This window comes from Pseudoflavonifractor sp. AF19-9AC (genome assembly GCF_003478995.1).
In the GTDB taxonomy this organism is placed as follows: domain Bacteria; phylum Bacillota; class Clostridia; order Oscillospirales; family Oscillospiraceae; genus Lawsonibacter.
Genome location: NZ_QUGI01000005.1, coordinates 253,304 through 274,298, shown reverse-complemented (window position 1 = coordinate 274,298; position 20,995 = coordinate 253,304). Strand labels below are relative to the sequence as shown.

Below are 20,995 nucleotides of genomic sequence, written 5' to 3'. Positions count from 1 at the left end.
ATCACCGGCCGTGTGAACTTCGGCTATGACGAGACCGTCCAGTCCGTCTTTGACGAGCTGAAGGTCTTCCTGCTGGACTACTTCAAGGACGATCCCTGGCTGTCCAAACATCCTCCCCTCATCGAGAAGGGCGTCATGAAGGGCAACCCCGCCTACGTTCCCCCCGAGACCGAGGTGGTCAAGCTGGTGGAGCGCGTCATCACCGACGTCAAGCAGTTTGATGACTTTATCTACCAGTATCACGGCTCCAGCGAGGTCCGCCTCCCCAACAACTACGGTCACACTCCCACCGTGGGCATCGGCCCCAACTGCGGCGGCCTGGGTACCCGCGATCAGATCGAGTGGGTCGACCTAGAGGACTACATCGCCGGCATCAAGATTGCCGCAGGCCTCATCATTGACTGGTGCTGTGAATAACAGTTGAAATTCAACGGGGCCAGCTCCTCCCCATAGAGGGCGGAGCTGACTTCAGGAACCACTGGTTTTGGGCTCTTTCGGGCTGTACGGGCAGATGTATGAACTACATCCTGCCCGTACACACCTCTTTCTTTCCATTTCACAACTTTCCCTGACCGGTAGCTCCTGATCCCCCTCTATCCTTTGCTGTAATGCAAATGAGAGATGAGAGAAAAGGAGGAAACAATGAAGATTATTAATACATTCTTCAACGTCGAACGCAAAATTGTAGATGTCGCGGCAATTCTGCTGATTGCTGCTTTGTCAATTCTGGTTATTGTTCAAGTGTTCGCACGGTATATGTTCAACCACTCTATCACTTGGTCGGAAGAGCTGGCTCGTTATCTGCAGGTTTGGCTGGTCATGATGGGCAGCGTCATTCTGACCCGTAAAAAGGGACACCTGGCCATCGATATCGTGACCGCTTCGCTGCCCCCAAAGGTTCGATATGTGACCGAAATCATCGTTCACATCACGGTTCTTGTCTTCTTTGCCATCGTGGCTTACTACGGTGTCACCTTGACCGCCAATGCGGCCAGACAGCTGTCTCCCGCCCTCCGGCTTCACATGTCCTATGTGTATGCCGCACTTCCCGTGGGCGGCGCGCTGATTTTCCTGGAAGAGTTCCGCCTGTTTGTGGAACATCTGCTCCACGGCTGGCCCAAGGCCGGCTCCAAGGGAGTAGACAGCAAAGCGGTAAAGGAGGCGTAATCTATGCTGGCAATTATGGCAATTTCCATTCTGGCATTGTTCGTGATCGGTGCACCCATCGTAGTCGGTCTGGGAATGGGCACTACCATCGGTATCATTTTGGACGGCGCATTCCCGCTTGAGTTGATTCCTCAGCGTATGTTTACTGGTCTGGACAGCTGGCCCATCCTGGCCATTCCCCTGTTCATGCTGGCCGGCAATCTGATGGACCAGGGCGGTCTGTCCAAGAAGATCGTTGAGTGCGCTTCGGCCTGGCTGGGCTGGGTGCCCGGCAGCCTGGCTATGATCTGTGTGGTAACCAGCATGGTGTTCGCCGGTATTTCCGGCTCCTCCACTGCTGACACCGCCGCCGTTGGCTCCATTCTGATGCCCAGCATGCGTGAGAAGGGCTACGATATGCGCTTTGCCACCGTTCTTCAGGCCGGTGCCGGCGCCATCGGCCCCATTATCCCGCCCAGTATCCTGATGGTGCTGATTGGTTATTCCACCGGTCAGTCCGTGGGACAGCTGTTCCTGTGCGGCATCATCCCCGGCATTCTGGTCGGTATTTCCCTGATGATTTACTCCTTCATCCACGTGGCCAGACACCCCGCTGAGGCTGGCACTGCTTACGGCAGCCGGGACAAATTCGTCCTGAGCCACGCCCTTAAGTGCACCTGGAAGGCTCTGCCCGGTCTGCTGCTGCCCTTTATCATCATCTTCGGTATCGTGGGCGGCGCGTTCACTGCCACCGAGGGTGCTTCAGTTGCCGTTCTGTACGGCCTCATCGTTGCCCTGTTCGTTTACAAGGGCATTACCCTGAAGGACCTGCCCCAGCTGCTTCTCAAGTCCGCTGAGACCGCCGCCATGATCATCATCATTACGGCCGGTGCTTACATCTTCTCCTGGTTCATTACCGCCAAGAACGTCCCCAATCTGCTCACCGAGTTCATGCACGCCAACATTCACTCCCAGTTCGCCTTCCTCATTTTCCTGAATGTGGCTCTGTTCATCGTCGGCATGTTCATGGAGAGCTTCACCGCTATCATCGTATTGATGCCCATTCTCTTCCCCGTGGCCACCAGCTTTGACATTGACCCCCTGGTGTTCGGCACCATCGTCTGTGTGAACCTGGCTGTGGGTTATGTGACTCCCCCCTATGGCGCTACCCTGTTCGTCTCCTGTGGCCTTACCGGAAAGAGTATACGCGAAGTCTTGCCATTCTGTTTCCCGGTCATATTGGCAATGGTAATCGCCTTGCTGATCACCACCTATTTCCCGGAGCTGTATCTCTGGATTCCCAGAATGGCGGCTGGCTGATTTTTGTCCCAGCTCTATTGTAATCTCTTGCATCGGCAGTTTCAATTATTATAACAAAGGGGAGAATTTTAATGAAAAAGCTTACCGCACTGTTTCTGGCCTTGGCAATGGTTCTTGGAATGACTGCCTGTTCCAATTCTTCCAGCAGCTCCGGTTCTGGCTCCAGCGACAAAATCACCATCAAGTTCTCCATGAGCCACGCGGCCAACGAGCCCGCTGTCATCGCCGCCAACAACTTTGCTGAGCGCATCAAAGAAGCCACCGGCGGCTCCATTGAAGTGACCGTCTACCCCGACAACCAGCTGGGCGGCGAGCGTGACGTGGTGGAAGGCCTGCAGCTGCACACCGTGGAGATGGTGGACCCCGCCAACGCCGTGTTCACCAACTTTGTGGAAGAGGCCAACATCTTTGAGATGCCTATGCTGTTTGACAGCAAGGCACACTGTAAGGCCGTCTGCGACGGTATGGGCGACGAGCTGTATGCTGACGCCTGCGCTGAGGCCGGCTTCAAGTTCCTGGGCTTCCTGAACGTAGGTACTCGCCACATTATGACCACTGACAAGGTAGTTAACAGCATCGATGACCTGAAGGGTCTGAAGATCCGCACTCAGGAGGGTGCCGCCAACGTAGCCGCCTTTAACGCTTTCGGTGCCAGCGCCACCCCCATGGCCTATAACGAGCTGTACACCTCTCTGGAGTCCGGCGTTCTGGACGGCGCTGAGGCTTCCAACGTCAACTACCTGAGCAAGGCCTTCTACGAAGTGGCTCCCAACTGGGCCATCTGCGGCTGGATCGAGCTGCTGTGCCCCATCCTGCTGGATATGCAGGTCTGGGAGAAGATGACCGAAGAGCAGCAGGCCATTTTCCAGGAAGAGGTTGACGCCATGATCGACGAGGAGTGGGCCCTGTACGAGCAGAGCGAGGCGGACAGCCTGGCCCAACTGGAGGAAGCTGGCGTTACCATTACTTATCCCGACACCGAGCCCTTCCGCGAGGCCTCCAAGGTCGTGTGGGAAGAGTTTGCAGATTCCTTCGGCGGCATGGAGCAGATCGATGCCATTATCAACTACGAGTATTGATTTCCGCGTCTTAGTTGTATCCTCGTATCACTCAAAACAGGCCGTGCGCAATTGCGCACGGCCTGTTTTTTATATCTGGACGTCGTTAGATTGCTTGGCTCCAGAGTATCTGTCCACCCATTTTGTACTTTTAAATTACTCTTCTCTGTCTACTTTAAATCAGATGATTCTGTACGTCGTTTGGAGAGACCACCTCCTCTGGTTTCTTTCTTCCGGAGGTGCCCACGCTCCGCGCATAAACTCCCTAACTCTGTCCCTTTTGGCCCATCTATGCTATAATGATACCATATATAGTCCGGACTCTTTATCGGCAGGAGGGAAAACAGCGTGAAACCCTTAGCTTCTTCCCAGCCATGGTATCACCTGGACAATGCGGCCATGATGTATTCCGCCATCCAGCGAGGAAACTATTCCGCTTTGTACCGGTTTTCCGCCGTGATGACGGACCCTGTGGATCCACAAGTGCTTCAGCGGGCCATTGCCAAAACTATGCCCCGCTTTCCGGGGTTTCAGGTCAAAATACGCCGGGGATTTTTCTGGTATTATTTTGAGCGGGACAACGGACCGGGCCCCACCCTGCAGCGGGACATCCGCAACCCCTGTCAACCGGTGCGTTTTCAGAACCACGACAAGCTGATCCGCTTTTTCTATTACGAAAAGCGAATTTCCATGGAGGTATTCCACGCGCTGGCAGACGGCGGCGGGGCCCTGGTTCTGTTCAAAACGCTGCTGGCTGTGTACCTGAGAGAGATGGGGCATACCATTCCCAACACTCACGGGATTCTGGACATCACGCAGCCTCCCCAGGCGGAGGAATGGGAAGATGCCTATGCCCGATACGCCCACTCCCGGGTCCACCTCAGCATGCGGGAACCCAAGGCCTATGCCTGCAACGGGACGCCGGAACCCTTTTATACACTGAACGTGACCATGGGCTTTGTGTCTGTGCGGGCGCTCCACGCCGCGGCCAAAAGCCACGGGGCCTCCATTACCGAGTATCTGGCCGCCATACTGCTGCAGTCTATTCTGATCCGTCAGCGGCGGGAGGGACACCGGCGGGAGCTGCCGGTTTCTCTGGCTGTGCCCATTAACCTGCGGCCCTATTTCCCCTCCACGACCCTTCGAAACTTTATTCTCACCGTCCGGCCCAGCATCAATCCGGAGCTGGGCGATTACACGCTGGACGAAATCATCGCTCAGGTACACCACCATATGCGCCTGCACATCACCCGGCAGGAGATGCAGGCGGTGATTACCAAAAATGTCTCTCTCCAGCACATCCTGCCCCTTCAGCTGGTACCGGCTCCGCTGAAAAATTTTGCCATGGACCTGGGCTACCGCATTGCGGGAAGCCGCCCATATTCCACCACCTTTACAAATCCCGGCATCTTTCGGGTGCCGGAAGAGATGGAATCCCTCATTCATCATATGGAGGTGGTGCTGGGGCAGTCCTACACCCCCCGGGTCAACTGCGCCGCCATCAGCTTTGGTGACGTTATGGAGATCACCTTCGCCGGTACGGTCCGGGAGAGCGATGTGGAACGGGAGTTTTTCCGCACGCTGGTCCGTGAAGGCCTGCATGTCAAAATCACCTCCAACCGAAAGGAGTGTACACCGTGTCATACTGCGTCAACTGCGGAGTAGAGCTGGACCGGGACGCCGTTCAATGCCCCCTATGCCAGACCCCGGTCATCAATCCCGTCTGTCCGCCGGACCTTCAGGCCACGCCCAACTTCCCCCTGGAGCGCCAGGAGGTGGAGCCGGTGGACCACCGGGAGCTTGCCATCCTGCTCAGCGCCATGGCCGTGTGTACCGGAATCTGCTGCGGACTGCTGAATCTCTTCTTGTGGCGCGGCGTGCCCTGGTCCCTGTTTGTGGCAGGCGCCTGCGCCGTGCTGTGGGTATGGCTGGTCCCCCCGCTCCTGCTGCGACGGGCTCCCTCGGCGGTTCTGCTCCTGCTTGACTTGCTGGCTGTGGGCGGACTGCTGGTGCTGATCGGAGCGCTATCCCACGGGAGCACATGGCTTTATGGGATCGCTCTGCCTGTCTGGGCCGGTTTTTCCCTTATTCTGCTGGCCATCTGGCTGGCCGCCAAAAAGCGCTCGTTCCTCAGCCGGGCGCTGCTGATTTTAGGAGGCACAGTTCTCTTCCTGCTCTGGCTGGAATTTGTCATAGACCGTTTTCTGGGGGCATACCAGCCCATGTGGTCCCTCATTGCCGCGGCAGTGGGCATCACCCTTATGCTCCCGCTGGCCGTGATCCGCACCCGCCCCAATCTGCGCCGCCAGGTACGCCGCCGGTTCCACTTCTGAGCCAAATCAAAAAGCAGGGTCTGCCATACGGCAGACCCTGCTTTTTTTCATCCCAACTGTCTCAAAAATTCCTCCATGGAAGCCATGGCCTCGCCCGCGCTTTTTAAGGGAAACATCTGGAACACATGCCACATATCCGGCCAACTCTGCAGTACGCAGGGAACCCCTGCGGAGATCATAGCCTCCTGCAGCTGCTGGGAGTCGGAGTACAGGATCTCCCGCTCCCCCACCTGAATCAGAGTGGGCGGCAGTCCGGAGAGGTCGGCGAACAGCGGAGAAAATCGGGGCTGACTGTAATCCGCATCGGGGGCATACGCGCTGCGCACCGAGTGGATATAGCGATTGGTCAGCATAGGGTCCAGCGCCTCACGCTGGGTGTAGGACGCTCCGCTGGCCGTCATATCGGTCCAGGGAGAGAAGAGCACCAGCCGTCCGGGCAGGAACCGTCCGTCTTCCTTCAGGGCCAGTGTCAGCTCCAGAGCCAGATTTCCTCCCGCCGAGTCTCCCGCCACAATGACGTCTTTGGCGCCCCATCCCTGGTGCATGAGATACTCCCAGGCCTCCAGGGCATCCTCCAGCGCCGCGGGATAGGGGAACTCAGGGGCCAGGCAATACTGAAACGCCAACACTTCGTACCCAGTTGCGCTGGCCATCTTGGCGGCCAGGACGCGGGCATAGCCCAGGTTTCCGCTGGTGTATCCTCCGCCGTGGCAGTAGAGAATCACTTTGCTGCGGCTGTGTCCCCGTTCGGGGCGGACCCAGGCTGCGGGCATCTCACCCAGGGAAAACGGCTCCCAGCTAAAGCCGATAGGCGGAGACATGAGCCGTCCCAGAACCTCCTGCCCCTTTCTCTGCCGGGCCAGGTCCTCTGCATCCATGGAATCGGGAGAGGCTGCGCTGTGAATTGCTTTCAGGGCGGCCATCATGGCATCGGTAAGCTTTTGATTGAACAGCTCACTCTTTTCTTTTTGGGTCTTGGGGGGATTGATTTTGGAATTCATAGAGAACCCGCCTTTCTGTGCCGTGGTGTATCTTTATCATACCATATCAGCGCTCTAAATGCCGTTGCATCCACAACGCAAACCATGCTTTTGTTCTGCAACTTCTTCCTTCCTGATTAGGGGAACAATCTGCCCTACGGGTTCAGCTGCCAAACCACCAGGTTCAGATAGCCTGCAAAGCTCACCCACAGGAAATAGGGAATCTGGATCCAGGCCGCCCAGCGGCTGACGGAGTGAAAGGCCAGAATCATCAGCAGAATCAGCATCCACAGAATTCCCAGGCAGATCAGCGCCTCCAAATATGCTCCGGCCCCAAAGAACAGCAGGCTCCAGGAAACATTCACGGCCAGCTGCGCACACCAAAGAAGTGCCGCCCTTCCGGTCCCCTTTCCGCCCCGCTTTACCACCATGGCAAGCCCGATGCCCATCAGGAGATACAGCACCGTCCAGACCACCGGGAACACCTCCCCGGGTGGCGTCAGGGCTGATTTTTCCAGCAAGGGATAGACTGACGCCAGGCCGGGCGCCGCCAGGTAGCCGGAAAGCATACCCGCCCCCAGGGCCAGCAGGGGAAAGAATATAAAACCAAGTTTTTTCATAAAAACCTCCTATATCGCAGAAGAGACGTGGGGTCTGCGCCGCGTCGACCACAGCATAAAGGACAGGGCGATGGCCGCCGTCACCAGATAGATTCCCCACACTGTGGTCAGTGCGAACCAGCTGACAATTGGATTGACGCACATCAGAATGCTCAGAAGAAGGTTCAGGCCTCCGCTCAGCAGCACCCAGCCCCGTCCCGGTGCCTTGCGGTTTTCTCCCAGCGCCGACGTGATCTGGCTCAGTCCCACGGACATGGTCAGGACACCCATAAGGAACGAGACGGAGGCAATCATCTGCAGAACCCCAAGCTCGCCCATCAGCGCCCCCAGAAGAGCGAGCCCCGCCGCAGCCACCAGCAGGATCCCATTTGCCAGCATCCAGCCGCTGCGCTTCTCCTTGTCTTCCCGGACAAAAAGCATGACCTGGGAAAGTCCGGAAAGAAACACCCCTACGGTAATGAAAAACGCGAAGCCTGTTCCCACTGCCACAGGGAAAAACAGCGCCGTCAAGCCCAGAGCTCCCAAAACGAGTGCAGTGATCACCCCTCCTTTCTGTACGCCTTCCTCCAGCTTCTCCTCTCCGTCTATGATCTGATACTCCGCATCCAGTATGGTGTGGGGCAAATTATGGTTCTGCTTCATTTTATATTCCTCCCATTTGTATGTATGACCGTTCCGCCTCCCATGCGCTGCCGCATGGGGGAACGATGTTCTCCCAGACAGTTCTTTGTTTGCCTGAGGTCTGTTGTCATCATAGCAAACCGGGAAGAATTCTGCGGTTGTTTAGCCAACGGAAACAGAAACAGGTGCCCCGGAGACGATCCATGTCTCCGGGGCACCTGTTTTTTCGTGATAGGGTGATTTATTGGTTGGGATCCGGTTCCTCCTGGGTAATGGGCATCTCGATCAGAAGCTCGAACTTGCTCTTGTCAAATTTCAACAGCCCTTCATCCCGCATCTTACACAGCTCATTGGACATGGCACTGCGGTCCACAAAGAGGAAATCCGCCAGATCCTGCCGGTTCAGGGGGATGGAGAAGGTCCGGCTGCCCGCCTTGTGGTACTGATCAGACAGATAGTCCTGCAAGCGCTCCCGGGTGGAGCGGCGGATGCTATCCTCCAGCTTCCGGGTCAGGCGGTGAGCCTGCTGGGCCACCGCAAGGGTGAGGTTCTGCAAGAACCGGATTTGAACCGGAGCGGTCAGCACATTGTTTCGCAGCAGCTGGCTGACATTGAGAAACAAAATTTCGGTTTCCTGTGTGGTTTCCGCCGAAATATGCAGGCGGTATCCTCCGATGGCGTTCAAAAGGCCAATGGACTCTCCCGCGCCCAGTTCCTCCATCAAATTGCTGTTTCCGTTGGCGTCAATATGAAACAGGTGGAGATTTCCGGATAAGATCACGCCCACCTGGGACATCAGATCTCCATCCCGCATCACCAGGGCTCGCTTGGGATAGGTTCTGCGGTGGGATTCTATGGCCTCCAGCGCCTCCAGGATCTCCCCATCTTCCATATTGCGAAACAGCAGCCCGCGTTTTAACACAGAAAGCAGTTCCTCCTGATGCATCATGTCCGGTCCTCCCCTTTCCCATAGCTGTTTCTCTGAAATAACCATAGCGAAAATTGTTCCCCTTGTCAATCGTTCCCGCCGACGGCTGCCTTTGCGCTCCCGGAACGCCACTGTGTTAGCTGGACAACCGCTTTTTCTCCTCCGAAGCCCCATAATGAAGTCAGCTCATCCATCGGATGGCTCAATAAACGGCTGAATGATTCAGGAGGAACTTATTATGAAGCTAAGGAAAAAGGGGCTTGCCCTGCTTATGGTGCTGAGCATTACCGCGGGAATGGTCATGACCGGCAGCGCAGCGTCCGTCTCTGTTCCAATTGATTCCACATCTTTTCCCGATCCGGCCTTTTTGCTCTATGTAAAAGGGTTGGACACAGATGGCGACGGGGCGCTTTCCCCGGACGAGCGGGAAGCGGTCACCAGCATGGACCTTCGGAAGCGGGGCATTCAGGACCTGAGCGGTCTGGAGTGGTTCGACGGGCTGGAAAAGCTCAATTGCAGCGAGAACGATCTGGTTCGTCTGGAGCTGCCCAGTCTGCCCGCGCTGACCTCCCTGACCTGCAATGAAAATCCCAGGCTGGAAGTCCTGACGCTGAGCGGTGCGCCCGCACTGGAACAGTTTTCCTGCTTTCACTCCAATCTCTCCCAGCTGGATCTGCACGATGTTCCCAACCTCATGTATCTGGTCTGGGGCGGCAGCCCCCTTTCGGAGCTGGATTTGAGTGGGAATCCCAATCTCCACACCCTCCATGTTCTGGGTGGAGACCTCTCACAGGCGGACCTGTCTCACAACGAGGCGCTGGACACCTTGCTGTGGAACCATACTCGTATCGAGACCTTAGATTTGTCCCATCAGCCCAATCTCACCTATCTGAACTGTACCGACAATCAGCTTACCGCCCTGGACCTTAGCAGCAACACCAAGCTGGAGACCCTTTACGCCGGGAGCAACTGCCTGTTGGCGATCCAGCTGCCGGAAGACAGCGTAACATACTGTAATCTGGCCGGGCAGCGTCCCGCTTCGTACCCGCTGCCCGAGGGCGAAAACGGCTTCCGCCTCAAAGAGCTCGTGCCCTGGATGGAGGTCCAACAGGTCAGTGAACTGAGCGGCGGTACTCTGGAGGAAGACCGCGTTCATCTGGATGGACCCAACCAGCTGGTCACGTACCGCTATACGGATGGGATCGCCGTTCTGGATGCCTCTGTGTCCGTCACAGGGGAAAACAGCTGGATCGTACCTCTGAGCCTGGCAGACTGGACCTATGGACAGCCGGCCGCCCAGCCTGTGGCACAGCCGGCCTTTGGAACCGCGGCATTCAGCTATAGTTCTTCTCCCCAGGGACCGTTTCAGCCCCAGCAGCCTGCCCGCGCAGGCACATGGTACGTCCGGGCTCTGGTGGAAGAAACGCCCCAGTATCCGGGTCTGGAAGCCATAGCCTCCTTCCGAATCAATCCTGCCGTTCCGGACTATCTGGCCCCAGCCATGAAATCCGCTACCTACGGAGACTATCTGGCCGACGTAGCTCTGGAGTCCCGATTTTTCTGGGAAAACGGGAGCCTTCGGGTGGGAAATGCCGGGGAACAGACCCACCTCGCCTTTTATTTGCCGGAGGATTTCATTGACTATCAGGTGGTGCAGCATATCCCCGTACAGATCCATGTTGCACCCTATGACGGCACACAGCTGCCCATCCCCCAGATTTCCAGCCGGGCAGAGGTGGAAAGCCTGGTAATCAAACACGGAGACTGGGTGCTGCAAAAGGGCATCGATTATGTCACCCAGCTGAAAGAACAGAACGGGACCGTCCACGTCACCATTCGTTTCCAGGGAAACTATACGGGAACCGTGGTCCGGACGTTTTCGGAAAACAGCGGCACCGGCTCCGGCGGAAGCGGCGGCGGTACAGGCTCCGTCTCTACCTTCCGCATCTCCGCACAGGCCTCACAAGGCGGCAGCATCACCCCCAGCGGAACCATATGGGTCAATCAGGGGGCGACGCCGCGGTTTACCATGCAGGCCGACGAAGGCTACCGTCTGAGCGCCGTCCTGGTGGACGGCAAGTCCGTGGGGGCTCCCCTTGACTACCAATTTACACCCGTGTCCAGACATCACACCATATCCGCTGAATTTGTCCCCCTGGACACCTCCTTTTCCCCGGAAGAAACCGGTGTATCCGACTACCTGGACACCCAGAGCCACAACGCCTATGTTTCCGGTTATCCCGGGAATCTCTTTGGCCCGGACGACTCCTTGACCCGGGCACAGGCGGCACAGATCTTCTATTCGCTCCTGAAAAACCCGGATGTCCCCATCACGGTTCACTTTTCTGACGTGCCCGGCGACGCCTGGTACGCCACTGCCGTCAACACTCTTGCCTCTCTTGGAAAGGTCTCTGGTGTGGGTGGGAACCAATACCTTCCGGACCAGCCCATTACCCGGGCGGAATTTGTGGCCATAGCCATGGGGTTTGCAGCCCCTGCCCCCAGCTCCACCCACTCCTTCTCCGATGTATCCCCCGAACACTGGTTTTATGAGGCTGCCATGAACGCCGCGGAGTATGGCTGGATTGCCGGTTATCCCGACGGAACCTTTGGTCCCAACGCCCTGCTTACCAGAGGTCAGGCAGCGGTCATTGTAAACCGCATGCTGGGCCGCCAGGCCGACCAGGACTTCATCTCCCACCATTCCGGGCTGCTGACTTTTCTGGACGTACCGTCCTCCCACTGGGCCTATTATGACATCTGCGAAGCAGCCAATTCCCACAGCTATCACCAGACCAACCAGTCGGAGATCTGGGAATCTCTTCTTTGAAGAAAAACTCTCATCCCGTTGTGTGGACAACCTACTATTTTCTCCCAATGAACTATGATAGGTTCATGGGAAATCCCAAGCCAACTGGCTGTCCCGTCCCCCCTCCCATTTCGCCCCCACTTTATATTGAATTCAAGGAGGAAACTACTATGACACTGCAATTCTTCTGGTCCCGGACAGCCTCTGTCTGGATCGCGCTGCTCTATATGCTCCTGGGGCTCCCCCTGCTCCTCTTCCCCAGCATTAGCGGTTCCGTCTTCGTATGGGCCCTGGCCGCCGGCGCGGCGGCTTACGCCATCAGCCACCTCTGGCGGTATATCCAGGGGCGCAAAACCGGACAGGGCTCCGGAGGGGATCTCTTCCTGGCCGTCCTTCCCCTGGCGTTTTCCATCTTTGCCCTCTCCTGGCCCCAGGCAATTCTCTCCTTCCTCCCCCTGGTGCTGGGCGCCCTCCTTCTGGTGGATGGAGTGGGAAAGCTCCCCCTGGTTCTCACCGCGTTCCACACCAAGCCCCCCATTCTCATCCCCCTGATCCTCTCCTCCCTGATTCCCACAGTCCTGGGCATTCTGTTGGTGGTAAACCCCTTCCCCGCCGCCCGCCTGGTCATCATGATCTTTGGCGCCACCCTTGTGGCAGACGGTGTCAGCGATCTGGTCACAGCCCTGATGGCCCGCAAATCCTCCTCCAATCCTGAAACTCCTTAACCTAAATTCACTGTCACCTTACAAAAAACCAGGACGCCCCCAGCGCCCTGGCTTTTTTGCAGCGAAACTCTCTCTTGGTTGCCTGGACAACCGAAGAATTCTTGTCCACATGGTCCCATGATGATAACAGCTCCGTGTCTTGACGATTGCACCAAGACCAGAAAGCAGGTAACCATATGATTACGTTTATGATTCTGACCGCCCTTGCAGCCGTCGTCCTCCTCTCCGCAGCCGCTGCCGCCCCGCCCTTCCAGGTCCCCCGTCTCAGCTGGCACAAGTGGTTTTTTCTCTTTCTGGGCAGCTCCTTTATCGGGTGCCTGTTTGAAATGTGGATTGTCTGGCTGGGTACCGGCGTTCTGATGAGCCGCAGCAGCCTGCTCTACGGCGCCGTAAGCGTCGTCTGGGGCCTGGGCGCGTTGCTGATGACGGTGACTCTTTTCCCCCTGCGGCGGTACGGCCCGTGGGCCGTTTTTTCCGCCGGTGCCATTCTGGGCGGCAGCTTTGAGTATCTGGCCAGTCTGTTTCTCGAGCTGACCTATCACCGGCGCTTCTGGAACTATTCCCACATGGCCTTTCACCTGGACGGCCGCACCAACCTTTTGTATGCAGCCTTTTGGGGGCTGGCCGGTGTGGTGTGGATCTACCTCCTGGCCCCCTATCTGCTGCGGCAGATGGACAAAATCTCCGTCAGGAGCGGACAAGCAGCTGCGGCTGGACTGGCTGTACTGCTTACGTTTGATATCGCTCTTTCTGCCGCCGCGTTTTTGCGTATGGATGAGCGCAGCCAGGGGGAGGCACCGAGCAGTCATCTGGAGCTTATGCTGGACACCTGGTACGACGATGGGACCATGCAGAAGCGTTATCAGAATATGACACTGCCCACCGCCGCTCCATAACAGCCTCCCGCTCCACACACTGCAGCGATGCTAATTCATCCATATAACTTCCCATAAAAGAACGTGGGATTCGCCGGAGCGATACCCGTTCTTTTTTACTATTCATTGTTCCGCTTCTTGCGAAAAACAAATTTTTCATACTTTGATTGCGTTGCGGTAACCAAAGTGTCTCCCACTCACGAGAAACCGCAAAGACAGAAAAGCACAAAAAAGCCCTGGAACCAAAATGGCTCCAGGGCTTAATCCGGTTGACAATACAGTTCTTGAAGTTGCCCCTACGTTTTCTCATGTAAAACAGGTTCGCACCAGTGGTATTTCAAGAAATCCAATTATCACTTTGCGGTATTTCTTTGGCGGCAAAAGTTTTCTTTCCTGGTAAACATAAGGAAAAAATATTTCCCTCGCCGGGCAATAGCCTCTTGTATCTGACTGGGCAACTTGAACCGCCTGTTCCCAAGCTTTTCTTTTCATGATAGAAGTAAAAAAGTAACAGACGGGGCCATGAACAGGATGTTTACAGTGCGAATAAACCTCACAGATTATGACGATTGATCCTCTATCCCAGCAACAACATCCTCCATGCGGATACCATGTTCTCTGGCAATGCGTGCAAGATCTTCGTATTCGTATTTGGAACGCCGCACCCCATACCCAGAGGAGTCTTTGCGGCGAATGGTTCCATAGGGCGTTTCCAGCGTTGTCACATCACGATCCAGAATATAACGCTGCATTTTTGTTTCCCGCACGCCAATGGTCGTTGTGTACTTAAAAATCAAGGGGACCAGTCTTTCTTTATCCCGTTCACGGCACATGACCCGAATTAAGGTGCCTGGGCGGGATTTTTTCATGCCGATGGGAATCGTATAGACATCCAGCGCACCACCGTCAAACAACCGCTCCATAGCAAAGCCAATCTGCTCTGCTGTCATGTCGTCCACGTTGCAGGACAGCTCAAGAACGGCATCTGTTTTCCCTTCCCCCTCGCCCAGCATGGCGCGAACACAGTTGGCCGTCTCAAAGTCCTTCTTTCCCATGCCGTAGCCAATGGCCTGGGTTCTCATCACCGGCATAGCTCCAAATTTCGTGGCAAAATATTTCAGCAAAGCAGCCCCTGTAGGCGTACACAGTTCACCCTGAATCTGTCCCCCGTAAATGGGGACATCTTTTAGGATATAGGCGGTTGCAGGAGCCGGCACCGGCAGCACGCCATGGGCACACCGCACCTTACCACTTCCTACATGGACCGGGGAAACGACCACTTCATCGGGGGCAATCTCATTCATCAGCAGGCAAACCACTGTAATGTCCGCGATGGCATCCATGGTCCCGACTTCATGAAAATGGATATCACTGACCGGCACACCGTGCGCATGGCTCTCCGCTTCCGCAATTAATTTATAAACAGCCATGACGTCTTTCTTGACCTTCTGGGGAACGGGAAGACACTCACACACGATATGAGCAATCTCATCCATACCTCTGTGCGGATGGTATCCATGACCATGTTCGGGATCATGATTGCCACAGTTATGATAATCGTGGCTTCCCTCTTCTTCCCCAGAAACCTTCACGGAAAAATGAGTGCCGGTGATCCCGCACTTGACGGACACCTCCTGCGTAACCGTTACACCGGGCAGGCCGAATGAATTCATCCGGCCAATAAAGCCATCGCGATCCGGAATCAGCTCCAGCAGAGCTGCCGCCAGCATATCACCGGCAGCTCCCATGCCGCAATCCAAATACAGCGTCTTCAATGTGTCAGCTCTCCTTCTTTACATCCATGTGGTTAATCATGCTGGCCAAATAGCCCGCTCCGAAGCCATTATCGATATTCACAACAGAAACACCACTGGCGCAGGAATTCAGCATAGACAGCAGCGCAGACAGGCCGTTGAATGAGGCACCGTACCCAACACTGGTTGGCACGGCAATCACCGGACAGTCTGCAAGACCGCCGATCACGCTGGCGAGCGCTCCTTCCATACCGGCTATGGCCACGATGACACTGGCGCTCATAATATCATCCAGGTGCGCCAGAGTGCGGTGAAGCCCCGCAACACCCACATCGTACAGCCGCACCACCTCATTGCCCAAAATCTGTGCAGTCAGCGCCGCTTCCTCCGCCACCGGAATATCACTGGTTCCGCCGGTTGTGATCACGATCCGCCCAATCCCGGTAGGCGCCGGCATCTGACCGAGAATACCCACCCTGGCATCTGCATGATAGTCCAATTCATGTTTCTGTCCCACAGCAGCGGCAGCCTCGGGAGACATACGGGTAATGAGGATGGTATCCTGCCCGTTTTTCTTCAACACATCCAGAATTCCGCTGATCTGCTCCGGCGTTTTGCCTGCGCCATAGATGACCTCCGCCGCTCCCTGACGGATCTTGCGGTGCAGATCTACCTTCGCAAAACCAATGTCCTCAAAGGGCTCCGCTTTGATCTTCAGCAGCGCATCGTCCACGGACAGTTCCCCGCTTCGTACGGATTCCAATATACGCTTTATCTCATTATTCATCCCCGCACCTCCAGATCCAACAGCACCGCGCCGTAGCTCTTTTTCAATTCCGAAACGACGGTCTGCCTCTTTTCCAGCAGAAGCGGCAGCTGGGCTTCCGGTAATTGCAGCCGTGCAGCATTTCCCATCATTCTCACCCGAAAATCGGAAAATCCCTGGGAAAACAGAAAGTCCTCCGCCGCTTCCGTTTTTTGCAGCATCTCTTCCGTAATTTCCACACCGGCGGGAACCCGTGTGGCAAGGCAGGCATAGGCCGGCTTGTCCCAGGTGAAAAGCCCCGCTTCCTTGGAGAGCCGTCGCACCTCAGCCTTTGTTAAACCACATTCCCGAAGAGGCGAACGGACAGACATTTCCCGCAAGGCACGCATACCAGGGCGATCTCCCGCATCGTCAGAAGCATTGGTTCCATCTATCAGCACCGAAAAACCGTCCTCCGCTGCCGCGTTTAAAATTGCCGTGAAAATTCCTCTTTTGCAGTAATAACATCGATCCGCGGGATTTGAGGCCACGTGCTGATTGGCGAGTACATCTACCTGCAAAACCCGCATATCCGCATTCAATTCCTTTGCAAGTCTCTGCGCATCTTCCAGTTCAAACTGCGGCTGAAAGGCGGACTTGACATAATAAGCCCGAACCTGAGCGCCACAGCTGACCGCCGCATAGAGCAAATATGCCGAGTCGACTCCGCCGGAAAACGCAAGGGCTACTTTGGGATACATTTGGAAAAATTCACCGAGCGTCATATAAAAATTCCCTTCCCCGAGAAAATCTTTCTTCCTGGCATATTACCAACATTATACATAAGCAGCTGGTAATTGTCATCCAAGATTTCAAAGGGCAAAACCAGCCTCTTCCACAGCTCATCCCGGTTCGCGCTCTAATTGCGGCACGATCATTCCGTCCTGCAGCCTGCAAATCCCTCCGTAAAGTTCCCACAGACAGCTTTCCGTCAACGTAACATTCACAGCTCCCTGACGCACAACCGTCCCCGCTTTCAGCACCAAGACCTCATCGCAAAACCATTTCACATGATTGGGATCATGGGTACACGCAATAATCATTTTTCCTTTTTCCGCCAGTTTACGAAGGGTCTCATACACCAATAACTGGTTCCGAAAATCCAGGGCCGACGTAGGCTCATCCAGAATGATCACAGGCGTATCCTGGGCCATAGCCCGGGCCAGCAATACCAGTTGTCTTTGCCCCCCGGAAAGCTGCGTGTACGGTTTTTCCGCCAGCTCCGCAATGCCGATCTCAGCCATTGCGCCGCGTGCAATCTCCTCATCGTTCCGGCGGGGCCTGTTCAGGCCTCCTAGATGAGGCGTCCGGCCCATCAGCACCATCTCTTCCACCGTAAAGGGGAAGGACAAGCTGTGCTCCTGGGGCACATAGGAAACGAGACGCCCCCTCTCCCGGTAACTCATCCGGTGCAGGGAGTTTCCCGCAAATTCGATCCTTCCCTCCAGGGGGGAAAGGATTCCCGCGCAGCACTTTAAAAGCGTGGTTTTCCCCGAACCGTTGGGTCCAAAAATCCCGTACAGTCCCGCGCCCCGGAACCCTCCGGTAACCCCTTTTAAAATCGGCTCCTTATCATAACAGAACGTCACCTGCTTGATTTGAAATTCCATATTCATTCGAAATATACCTTTCTGTTATGCCGCAGCAGGAAAATCAAATAGGGTGCCCCCAAAATTGACGTAATGATGCTGACAGGCAATTCTCCCATAATCAAAGTCCGGGCCAACGTGTCGCAGATCACTAAAAATGTACCACCCAGCAACGCAGAAAACGGGATCATATAGCGGTGATCCGGCCCAATCAGCATACGTGCCGCATGGGGTACCATCAGCCCCACCCAGGAGATAATCCCTGCCTCTGCCACGGAGGATGCCGTCAGGAACGTGGCCACAAGAATCAGCAGAAATTTCATCCGCCCCACATTGAGTCCCATCGTCTTGGCTTCCTGATCTCCCATGGCCAACACGTTCAGTTTCCAGCCTGACACACAGGCAATAAACAGTCCGATCCCTGCGATCACGGTCATCCGTACCGCGCCTGTCCATTCAGAGGTATAAAATCCGCCCATGGTCCAGAATGTGATCTCTCTGAGCTTCGAATCTGAGGCCGCCACCTTCAGAAAATTCAGCAGTGCCGTAAAGACAGCCGACACAATCATGCCAGACAAGATCAAGCGCACCACCGGCACGCTTTCCTTTGTGTATGCCAAAGCGTAAGCCAGAAACATGGAAACAACCGCAAACAGGAATGCTGCCAGACTTTTGGAGGCCATGGGGAAATACACGATACACAGCGCCGCACCAAAGGCTGACCCGGAGGAGACACCCAGTATATACGGCTCTACCAGGGGATTGCGGAAAATCCCCTGAAACAAAGCGCCGGAAACGCTTAGGGCAATGCCAATCATAGCTGCCGTCAGCACGCGAGGCAGCCGGATTCCCCACACGATGGTATCTGCGTTGCCGTCCGGATACACCAGCCCGTTGATATGGGCATCAATCACAGCAAAGAGCTCTCCTGTACGTACGGGGTAGCTGCCGAACTGAATGGCCAGGATTATGGTACATAGAAAAATCACCGATACTACGCCCAACAGAATGTACTTCCGCTTCATCCGTTCCTCTCCTGTAAACGCTGTCCCGCACGCCAGCTCATCCGAACATAATGGGTCAAATCGCGGTAATACCATGTTCCATCCCGGGATTCCAGCCGCTCCATCAGATAAGCCGTCAGGACAGGCAGAGCGTCCTCGGCAAGTCCATGACGCTTTCTGTGATCTTCAACAGCCTCTTCAAACGTTTCGTATTCCCGGTCAAAGGAAGTTCCGTGCAGCATGTTAATATCACAGTAAATCCCCGCATTGTAGAGGATGTTGTAAAACACATCGATTTTGCGGTGACCGCTTACCGGCGTGGGATCTCCCAGCCGCGCGCTGAGAATCCGCTTATCCCGCTCCCAAGAGGTCTCTCCGGCAAACCAGTACAGCCAGACCTCCCCTCTGGAATGGCGGTCCATCTTCAATGCCGCCTCCAGGAAATCCGGCATATTCAAGGAGTAGGATGCAATAACCAGGTCATATTCTTCCAGTTCCTCCTCCGGTACCTCTTCCCAAAGAGAGGGAAGAATCCGGATGTTATTCACGCCCTCTTCCTTCATGTGCTTTCTTAGCAAATCACGCATAGCCGCCGAAGGCTCAACGACCGTTACCTCCTGCACCCGCTTTGCCATGGGCAGGGCCAGAATCCCCGGCCCACACCCAATGTCAAGCACCTTCATCTCAGAAGACAGCGCCATACCTGCCACCCGTTCCTTTCCGTCTTCCCAAATTCGCACGGAACGGTCATAGGCTGCCGCTTTCTCTATGTTATCGTACTGATTTCTCATAAAACCTACTTTCTTAAAATCCCTGGGAATCCATCCAGTCAAGCTGCTGGATTTCTTTGATTTTCTGGGCCTGCGCATCATCCAGCCCATACAGGGTCTTATGATATTCATTCAGCCACTCCGCTACGTTGATGTCCTCAAAACGTTCCGGATATGCAGACTTTGCCGCGATTAACAGAATCGTGGGGAACTCCAGGCGAAAATCTCCCCACCATGTCAGCAGGCCTATGGACGTAACCCGGTCATTCTTTACCGCGCTTACGTTTTTCAGGCTTTCATAGGTCGGATCCGTCGTCAAAATATCCGGGTCGGGGCGCACAGAATTGGTGCACAGGATGATCACATCCGGATTCAGCGTAATAATCTGCTCTGCAGACATGGTAGTTCGGGCAGATTCTCCATACACATTTTTAATATTGGCATACTCTGTGCTGAATTTGGCATCGCCAAAATTCTCTCCCCACACTACGCCAACGCCATCATCGTTACGAAGACCAATATACATAACAGAAGGCTTATCGGCATCCGCAATATCCGCCGTTCTCTCCTGCACCATGGCGACCTGATCCTTCATGTAAGCGATCACTTCCGCCGCGCGCTCCTGCTTGCCAAATACTTCTCCCAGAAGGGAAATACCTTCATACTGATACTCCAACTTGGCTTCCTCGTAGCAGCCCGGCCCGTTGATCACCACCAGGGGCAGTCCCAAATCATTCTCAATTTTATTGATGGCATCCGCCGTGATCTCGCTGTCCTTAATATACTCACTGTTTCGGAGAATCACCAGATCCGGGGCTGCCACAGCCAGGGTTTCAAAGTCCACAGCATCTGTGGGATAGCCCAGAATGGGAAGTTCCATGATTTCAGGAAACAGATACATGCTGTCCCGCTGCTCCGGATCACCGACCTCTGTAATCAGACCTCCCGTGGCACAGATCTTATCCAGCACGCCAAGAGCCCTCATAGACTGCACAAGGAATCCCTTGTCAAAAATGGCTACTCTCTGGGGATCCGCGGGGATCGTCACATCTTTACCGCGCATATCAGTCACAACTTTTGTCGCAGCCGTCCCCCCCTGTTCTGAAGCATCATTCTGGCTGGACGATGCGTTTGCGTCAGACATGCCGCATCCTGCAAGAACAGAGCTCACCATACAAAGCGCCAAGAAAATGGCCACGCATTTTTTTGCTGTTTTATACATTCTCGTCTCCTCCATTTCACTTGAATCTCAAAGTCCAGATTTCATGGAAACTCCCGTTTTTTCTGTAGAGTTGCCTTTTCTCTCTTTGTTTTGCCGAAAATAAAAAGGCATACGGCTTCTCTTCTGAGAAGTCATATGCCTCTTAGCATACAGTTCAGCAAATTATTGATACGCCCAGGAAACAGAAGACTTCAGCCTTCCCAATTTGCTTCAAGCAAATCATTTTTATCCATGATACATAGGAAAACTTTTTTTGTCAAGATTAAGCTGCCAAAGTACACAGAGATTAATCTGTGTACACTCTATAATCTCGCCTACCACTAATAAGCGAAACTGTTCGACATTATCAATTTTGTTGAATGGTTTCCAGCCCCATAATAAAGAGGAAACGAGAATAACATTATCTTCTTGTATTCTTTATTTCCATGTCTTTACT

Annotated in this window: 20 protein-coding genes; 9 read left to right on the top strand and 11 right to left on the bottom strand. The window is 54.9% G+C overall.

Annotation, left to right across the window (positions count from 1 at the left end):
• The 6 genes from DWX58_RS15225 to DWX58_RS10530 form a co-directional block, all read left to right on the top strand.
• Nucleotides 1-417 (top strand): hypothetical protein (locus DWX58_RS15225; protein WP_158579265.1); only part of this gene is annotated, 417 nt, incomplete at its 5' end.
• A gap of 225 nt (nucleotides 418-642) precedes the next feature.
• Entirely contained in the window at nucleotides 643-1,167 is a 525-nt protein-coding gene (locus DWX58_RS10550; RefSeq protein ID WP_158579264.1) for a TRAP transporter small permease, read from the top strand.
• A 3-nt stretch (nucleotides 1,168-1,170) separates the two neighbouring features.
• Nucleotides 1,171-2,466, top strand: a complete 1,296-nt coding sequence (locus tag DWX58_RS10545) for a TRAP transporter large permease (RefSeq protein ID WP_118643645.1) — start codon at nucleotides 1,171-1,173, stop codon at nucleotides 2,464-2,466.
• 71 nt (nucleotides 2,467-2,537) lie between these two features.
• Nucleotides 2,538-3,545 (top strand): TRAP transporter substrate-binding protein, encoded by a 1,008-nt coding sequence (locus DWX58_RS10540; protein WP_118643643.1) that lies wholly within the window; start codon nucleotides 2,538-2,540, stop codon nucleotides 3,543-3,545.
• A 327-nt stretch (nucleotides 3,546-3,872) separates the two neighbouring features.
• Nucleotides 3,873-5,189, top strand: a complete 1,317-nt coding sequence (locus tag DWX58_RS10535) for a hypothetical protein (protein WP_243093421.1) — start codon at nucleotides 3,873-3,875, stop codon at nucleotides 5,187-5,189.
• Nucleotides 5,162-5,857, top strand: a complete 696-nt coding sequence (locus tag DWX58_RS10530; protein ID WP_118643641.1) for a DUF6320 domain-containing protein — start codon at nucleotides 5,162-5,164, stop codon at nucleotides 5,855-5,857. The genes DWX58_RS10535 and DWX58_RS10530 overlap by 28 nt, the downstream gene beginning before the upstream one ends.
• 47 nt (nucleotides 5,858-5,904) lie before the next feature.
• Here DWX58_RS10530 and DWX58_RS10525 read toward each other — a convergent pair whose 3' ends face one another.
• The 4 genes from DWX58_RS10525 to DWX58_RS10510 form a co-directional block, all read right to left on the bottom strand.
• The gene (locus tag DWX58_RS10525) at nucleotides 5,905-6,858 is read right to left on the bottom strand and encodes an alpha/beta hydrolase (protein ID WP_118643639.1); all 954 of its coding nucleotides are present in this window, start codon (nucleotides 6,856-6,858) and stop codon (nucleotides 5,905-5,907) included.
• A 134-nt stretch (nucleotides 6,859-6,992) separates the two neighbouring features.
• Complete coding sequence (locus DWX58_RS10520; RefSeq protein WP_118643637.1) at nucleotides 6,993-7,457, bottom strand: TspO/MBR family protein; 465 nt, start codon at nucleotides 7,455-7,457, stop codon at nucleotides 6,993-6,995.
• Between the two features lie 9 nt (nucleotides 7,458-7,466).
• Entirely contained in the window at nucleotides 7,467-8,099 is a 633-nt protein-coding gene (locus DWX58_RS10515; RefSeq protein WP_118643635.1) for a DUF308 domain-containing protein, read from the bottom strand.
• A gap of 220 nt (nucleotides 8,100-8,319) precedes the next feature.
• The gene (locus tag DWX58_RS10510) at nucleotides 8,320-9,027 is read right to left on the bottom strand and encodes a Crp/Fnr family transcriptional regulator (RefSeq protein ID WP_158579263.1); all 708 of its coding nucleotides are present in this window, start codon (nucleotides 9,025-9,027) and stop codon (nucleotides 8,320-8,322) included.
• A gap of 217 nt (nucleotides 9,028-9,244) precedes the next feature.
• Here DWX58_RS10510 and DWX58_RS10505 point away from each other — a divergent pair, with 217 nt between their 5' ends.
• The 3 genes from DWX58_RS10505 to DWX58_RS10495 all read left to right on the top strand — a co-directional run bounded on the left by DWX58_RS10505 (nucleotide 9,245) and on the right by DWX58_RS10495 (nucleotide 13,436).
• Nucleotides 9,245-11,836: an S-layer homology domain-containing protein gene (locus DWX58_RS10505; RefSeq protein WP_158579262.1), complete on the top strand. Its 2,592-nt coding sequence runs from the start codon at nucleotides 9,245-9,247 to the stop codon at nucleotides 11,834-11,836.
• Nucleotides 11,837-11,985: 149 nt separating this feature from the next.
• On the top strand, nucleotides 11,986-12,540 hold the full coding sequence (locus tag DWX58_RS10500; protein WP_158579261.1) for a DUF308 domain-containing protein: 555 nt from the start codon (nucleotides 11,986-11,988) through the stop codon (nucleotides 12,538-12,540).
• 176 nt (nucleotides 12,541-12,716) lie between these two features.
• The gene (locus tag DWX58_RS10495) at nucleotides 12,717-13,436 is read left to right on the top strand and encodes a putative ABC transporter permease (RefSeq protein WP_118643627.1); all 720 of its coding nucleotides are present in this window, start codon (nucleotides 12,717-12,719) and stop codon (nucleotides 13,434-13,436) included.
• Between the two features lie 539 nt (nucleotides 13,437-13,975).
• On the opposite strand, the gene larC is transcribed toward DWX58_RS10495, so the two are convergent.
• The 7 genes from larC to DWX58_RS10460 form a co-directional block, all read right to left on the bottom strand.
• Nucleotides 13,976-15,190 carry a nickel pincer cofactor biosynthesis protein LarC gene (gene larC / locus DWX58_RS10490; RefSeq protein ID WP_118643625.1) on the bottom strand — a complete coding sequence of 405 codons (1,215 nt, stop codon included), beginning with the start codon at nucleotides 15,188-15,190 and terminating at the stop codon, nucleotides 13,976-13,978.
• A gap of 4 nt (nucleotides 15,191-15,194) precedes the next feature.
• Nucleotides 15,195-15,956 (bottom strand): nickel pincer cofactor biosynthesis protein LarB, encoded by a 762-nt coding sequence (gene larB, locus DWX58_RS10485; RefSeq protein ID WP_118643623.1) that lies wholly within the window; start codon nucleotides 15,954-15,956, stop codon nucleotides 15,195-15,197.
• Nucleotides 15,953-16,699: an ATP-dependent sacrificial sulfur transferase LarE gene (gene larE, locus DWX58_RS10480; RefSeq protein ID WP_118643621.1), complete on the bottom strand. Its 747-nt coding sequence runs from the start codon at nucleotides 16,697-16,699 to the stop codon at nucleotides 15,953-15,955. The genes larB and larE overlap by 4 nt, the downstream gene beginning before the upstream one ends.
• A gap of 117 nt (nucleotides 16,700-16,816) precedes the next feature.
• Nucleotides 16,817-17,584: an ABC transporter ATP-binding protein gene (locus DWX58_RS10475; protein ID WP_199648767.1), complete on the bottom strand. Its 768-nt coding sequence runs from the start codon at nucleotides 17,582-17,584 to the stop codon at nucleotides 16,817-16,819.
• A 2-nt stretch (nucleotides 17,585-17,586) separates the two neighbouring features.
• The gene (locus tag DWX58_RS10470) at nucleotides 17,587-18,588 is read right to left on the bottom strand and encodes an iron ABC transporter permease (RefSeq protein WP_158579260.1); all 1,002 of its coding nucleotides are present in this window, start codon (nucleotides 18,586-18,588) and stop codon (nucleotides 17,587-17,589) included.
• Nucleotides 18,585-19,358, bottom strand: a complete 774-nt coding sequence (locus tag DWX58_RS10465; RefSeq protein WP_158579259.1) for a class I SAM-dependent methyltransferase — start codon at nucleotides 19,356-19,358, stop codon at nucleotides 18,585-18,587. The genes DWX58_RS10470 and DWX58_RS10465 overlap by 4 nt, the downstream gene beginning before the upstream one ends.
• A gap of 13 nt (nucleotides 19,359-19,371) precedes the next feature.
• Complete coding sequence (locus tag DWX58_RS10460; RefSeq protein WP_158579258.1) at nucleotides 19,372-20,559, bottom strand: ABC transporter substrate-binding protein; 1,188 nt, start codon at nucleotides 20,557-20,559, stop codon at nucleotides 19,372-19,374.
• Nucleotides 20,560-20,995 lie beyond the last annotated feature (436 nt).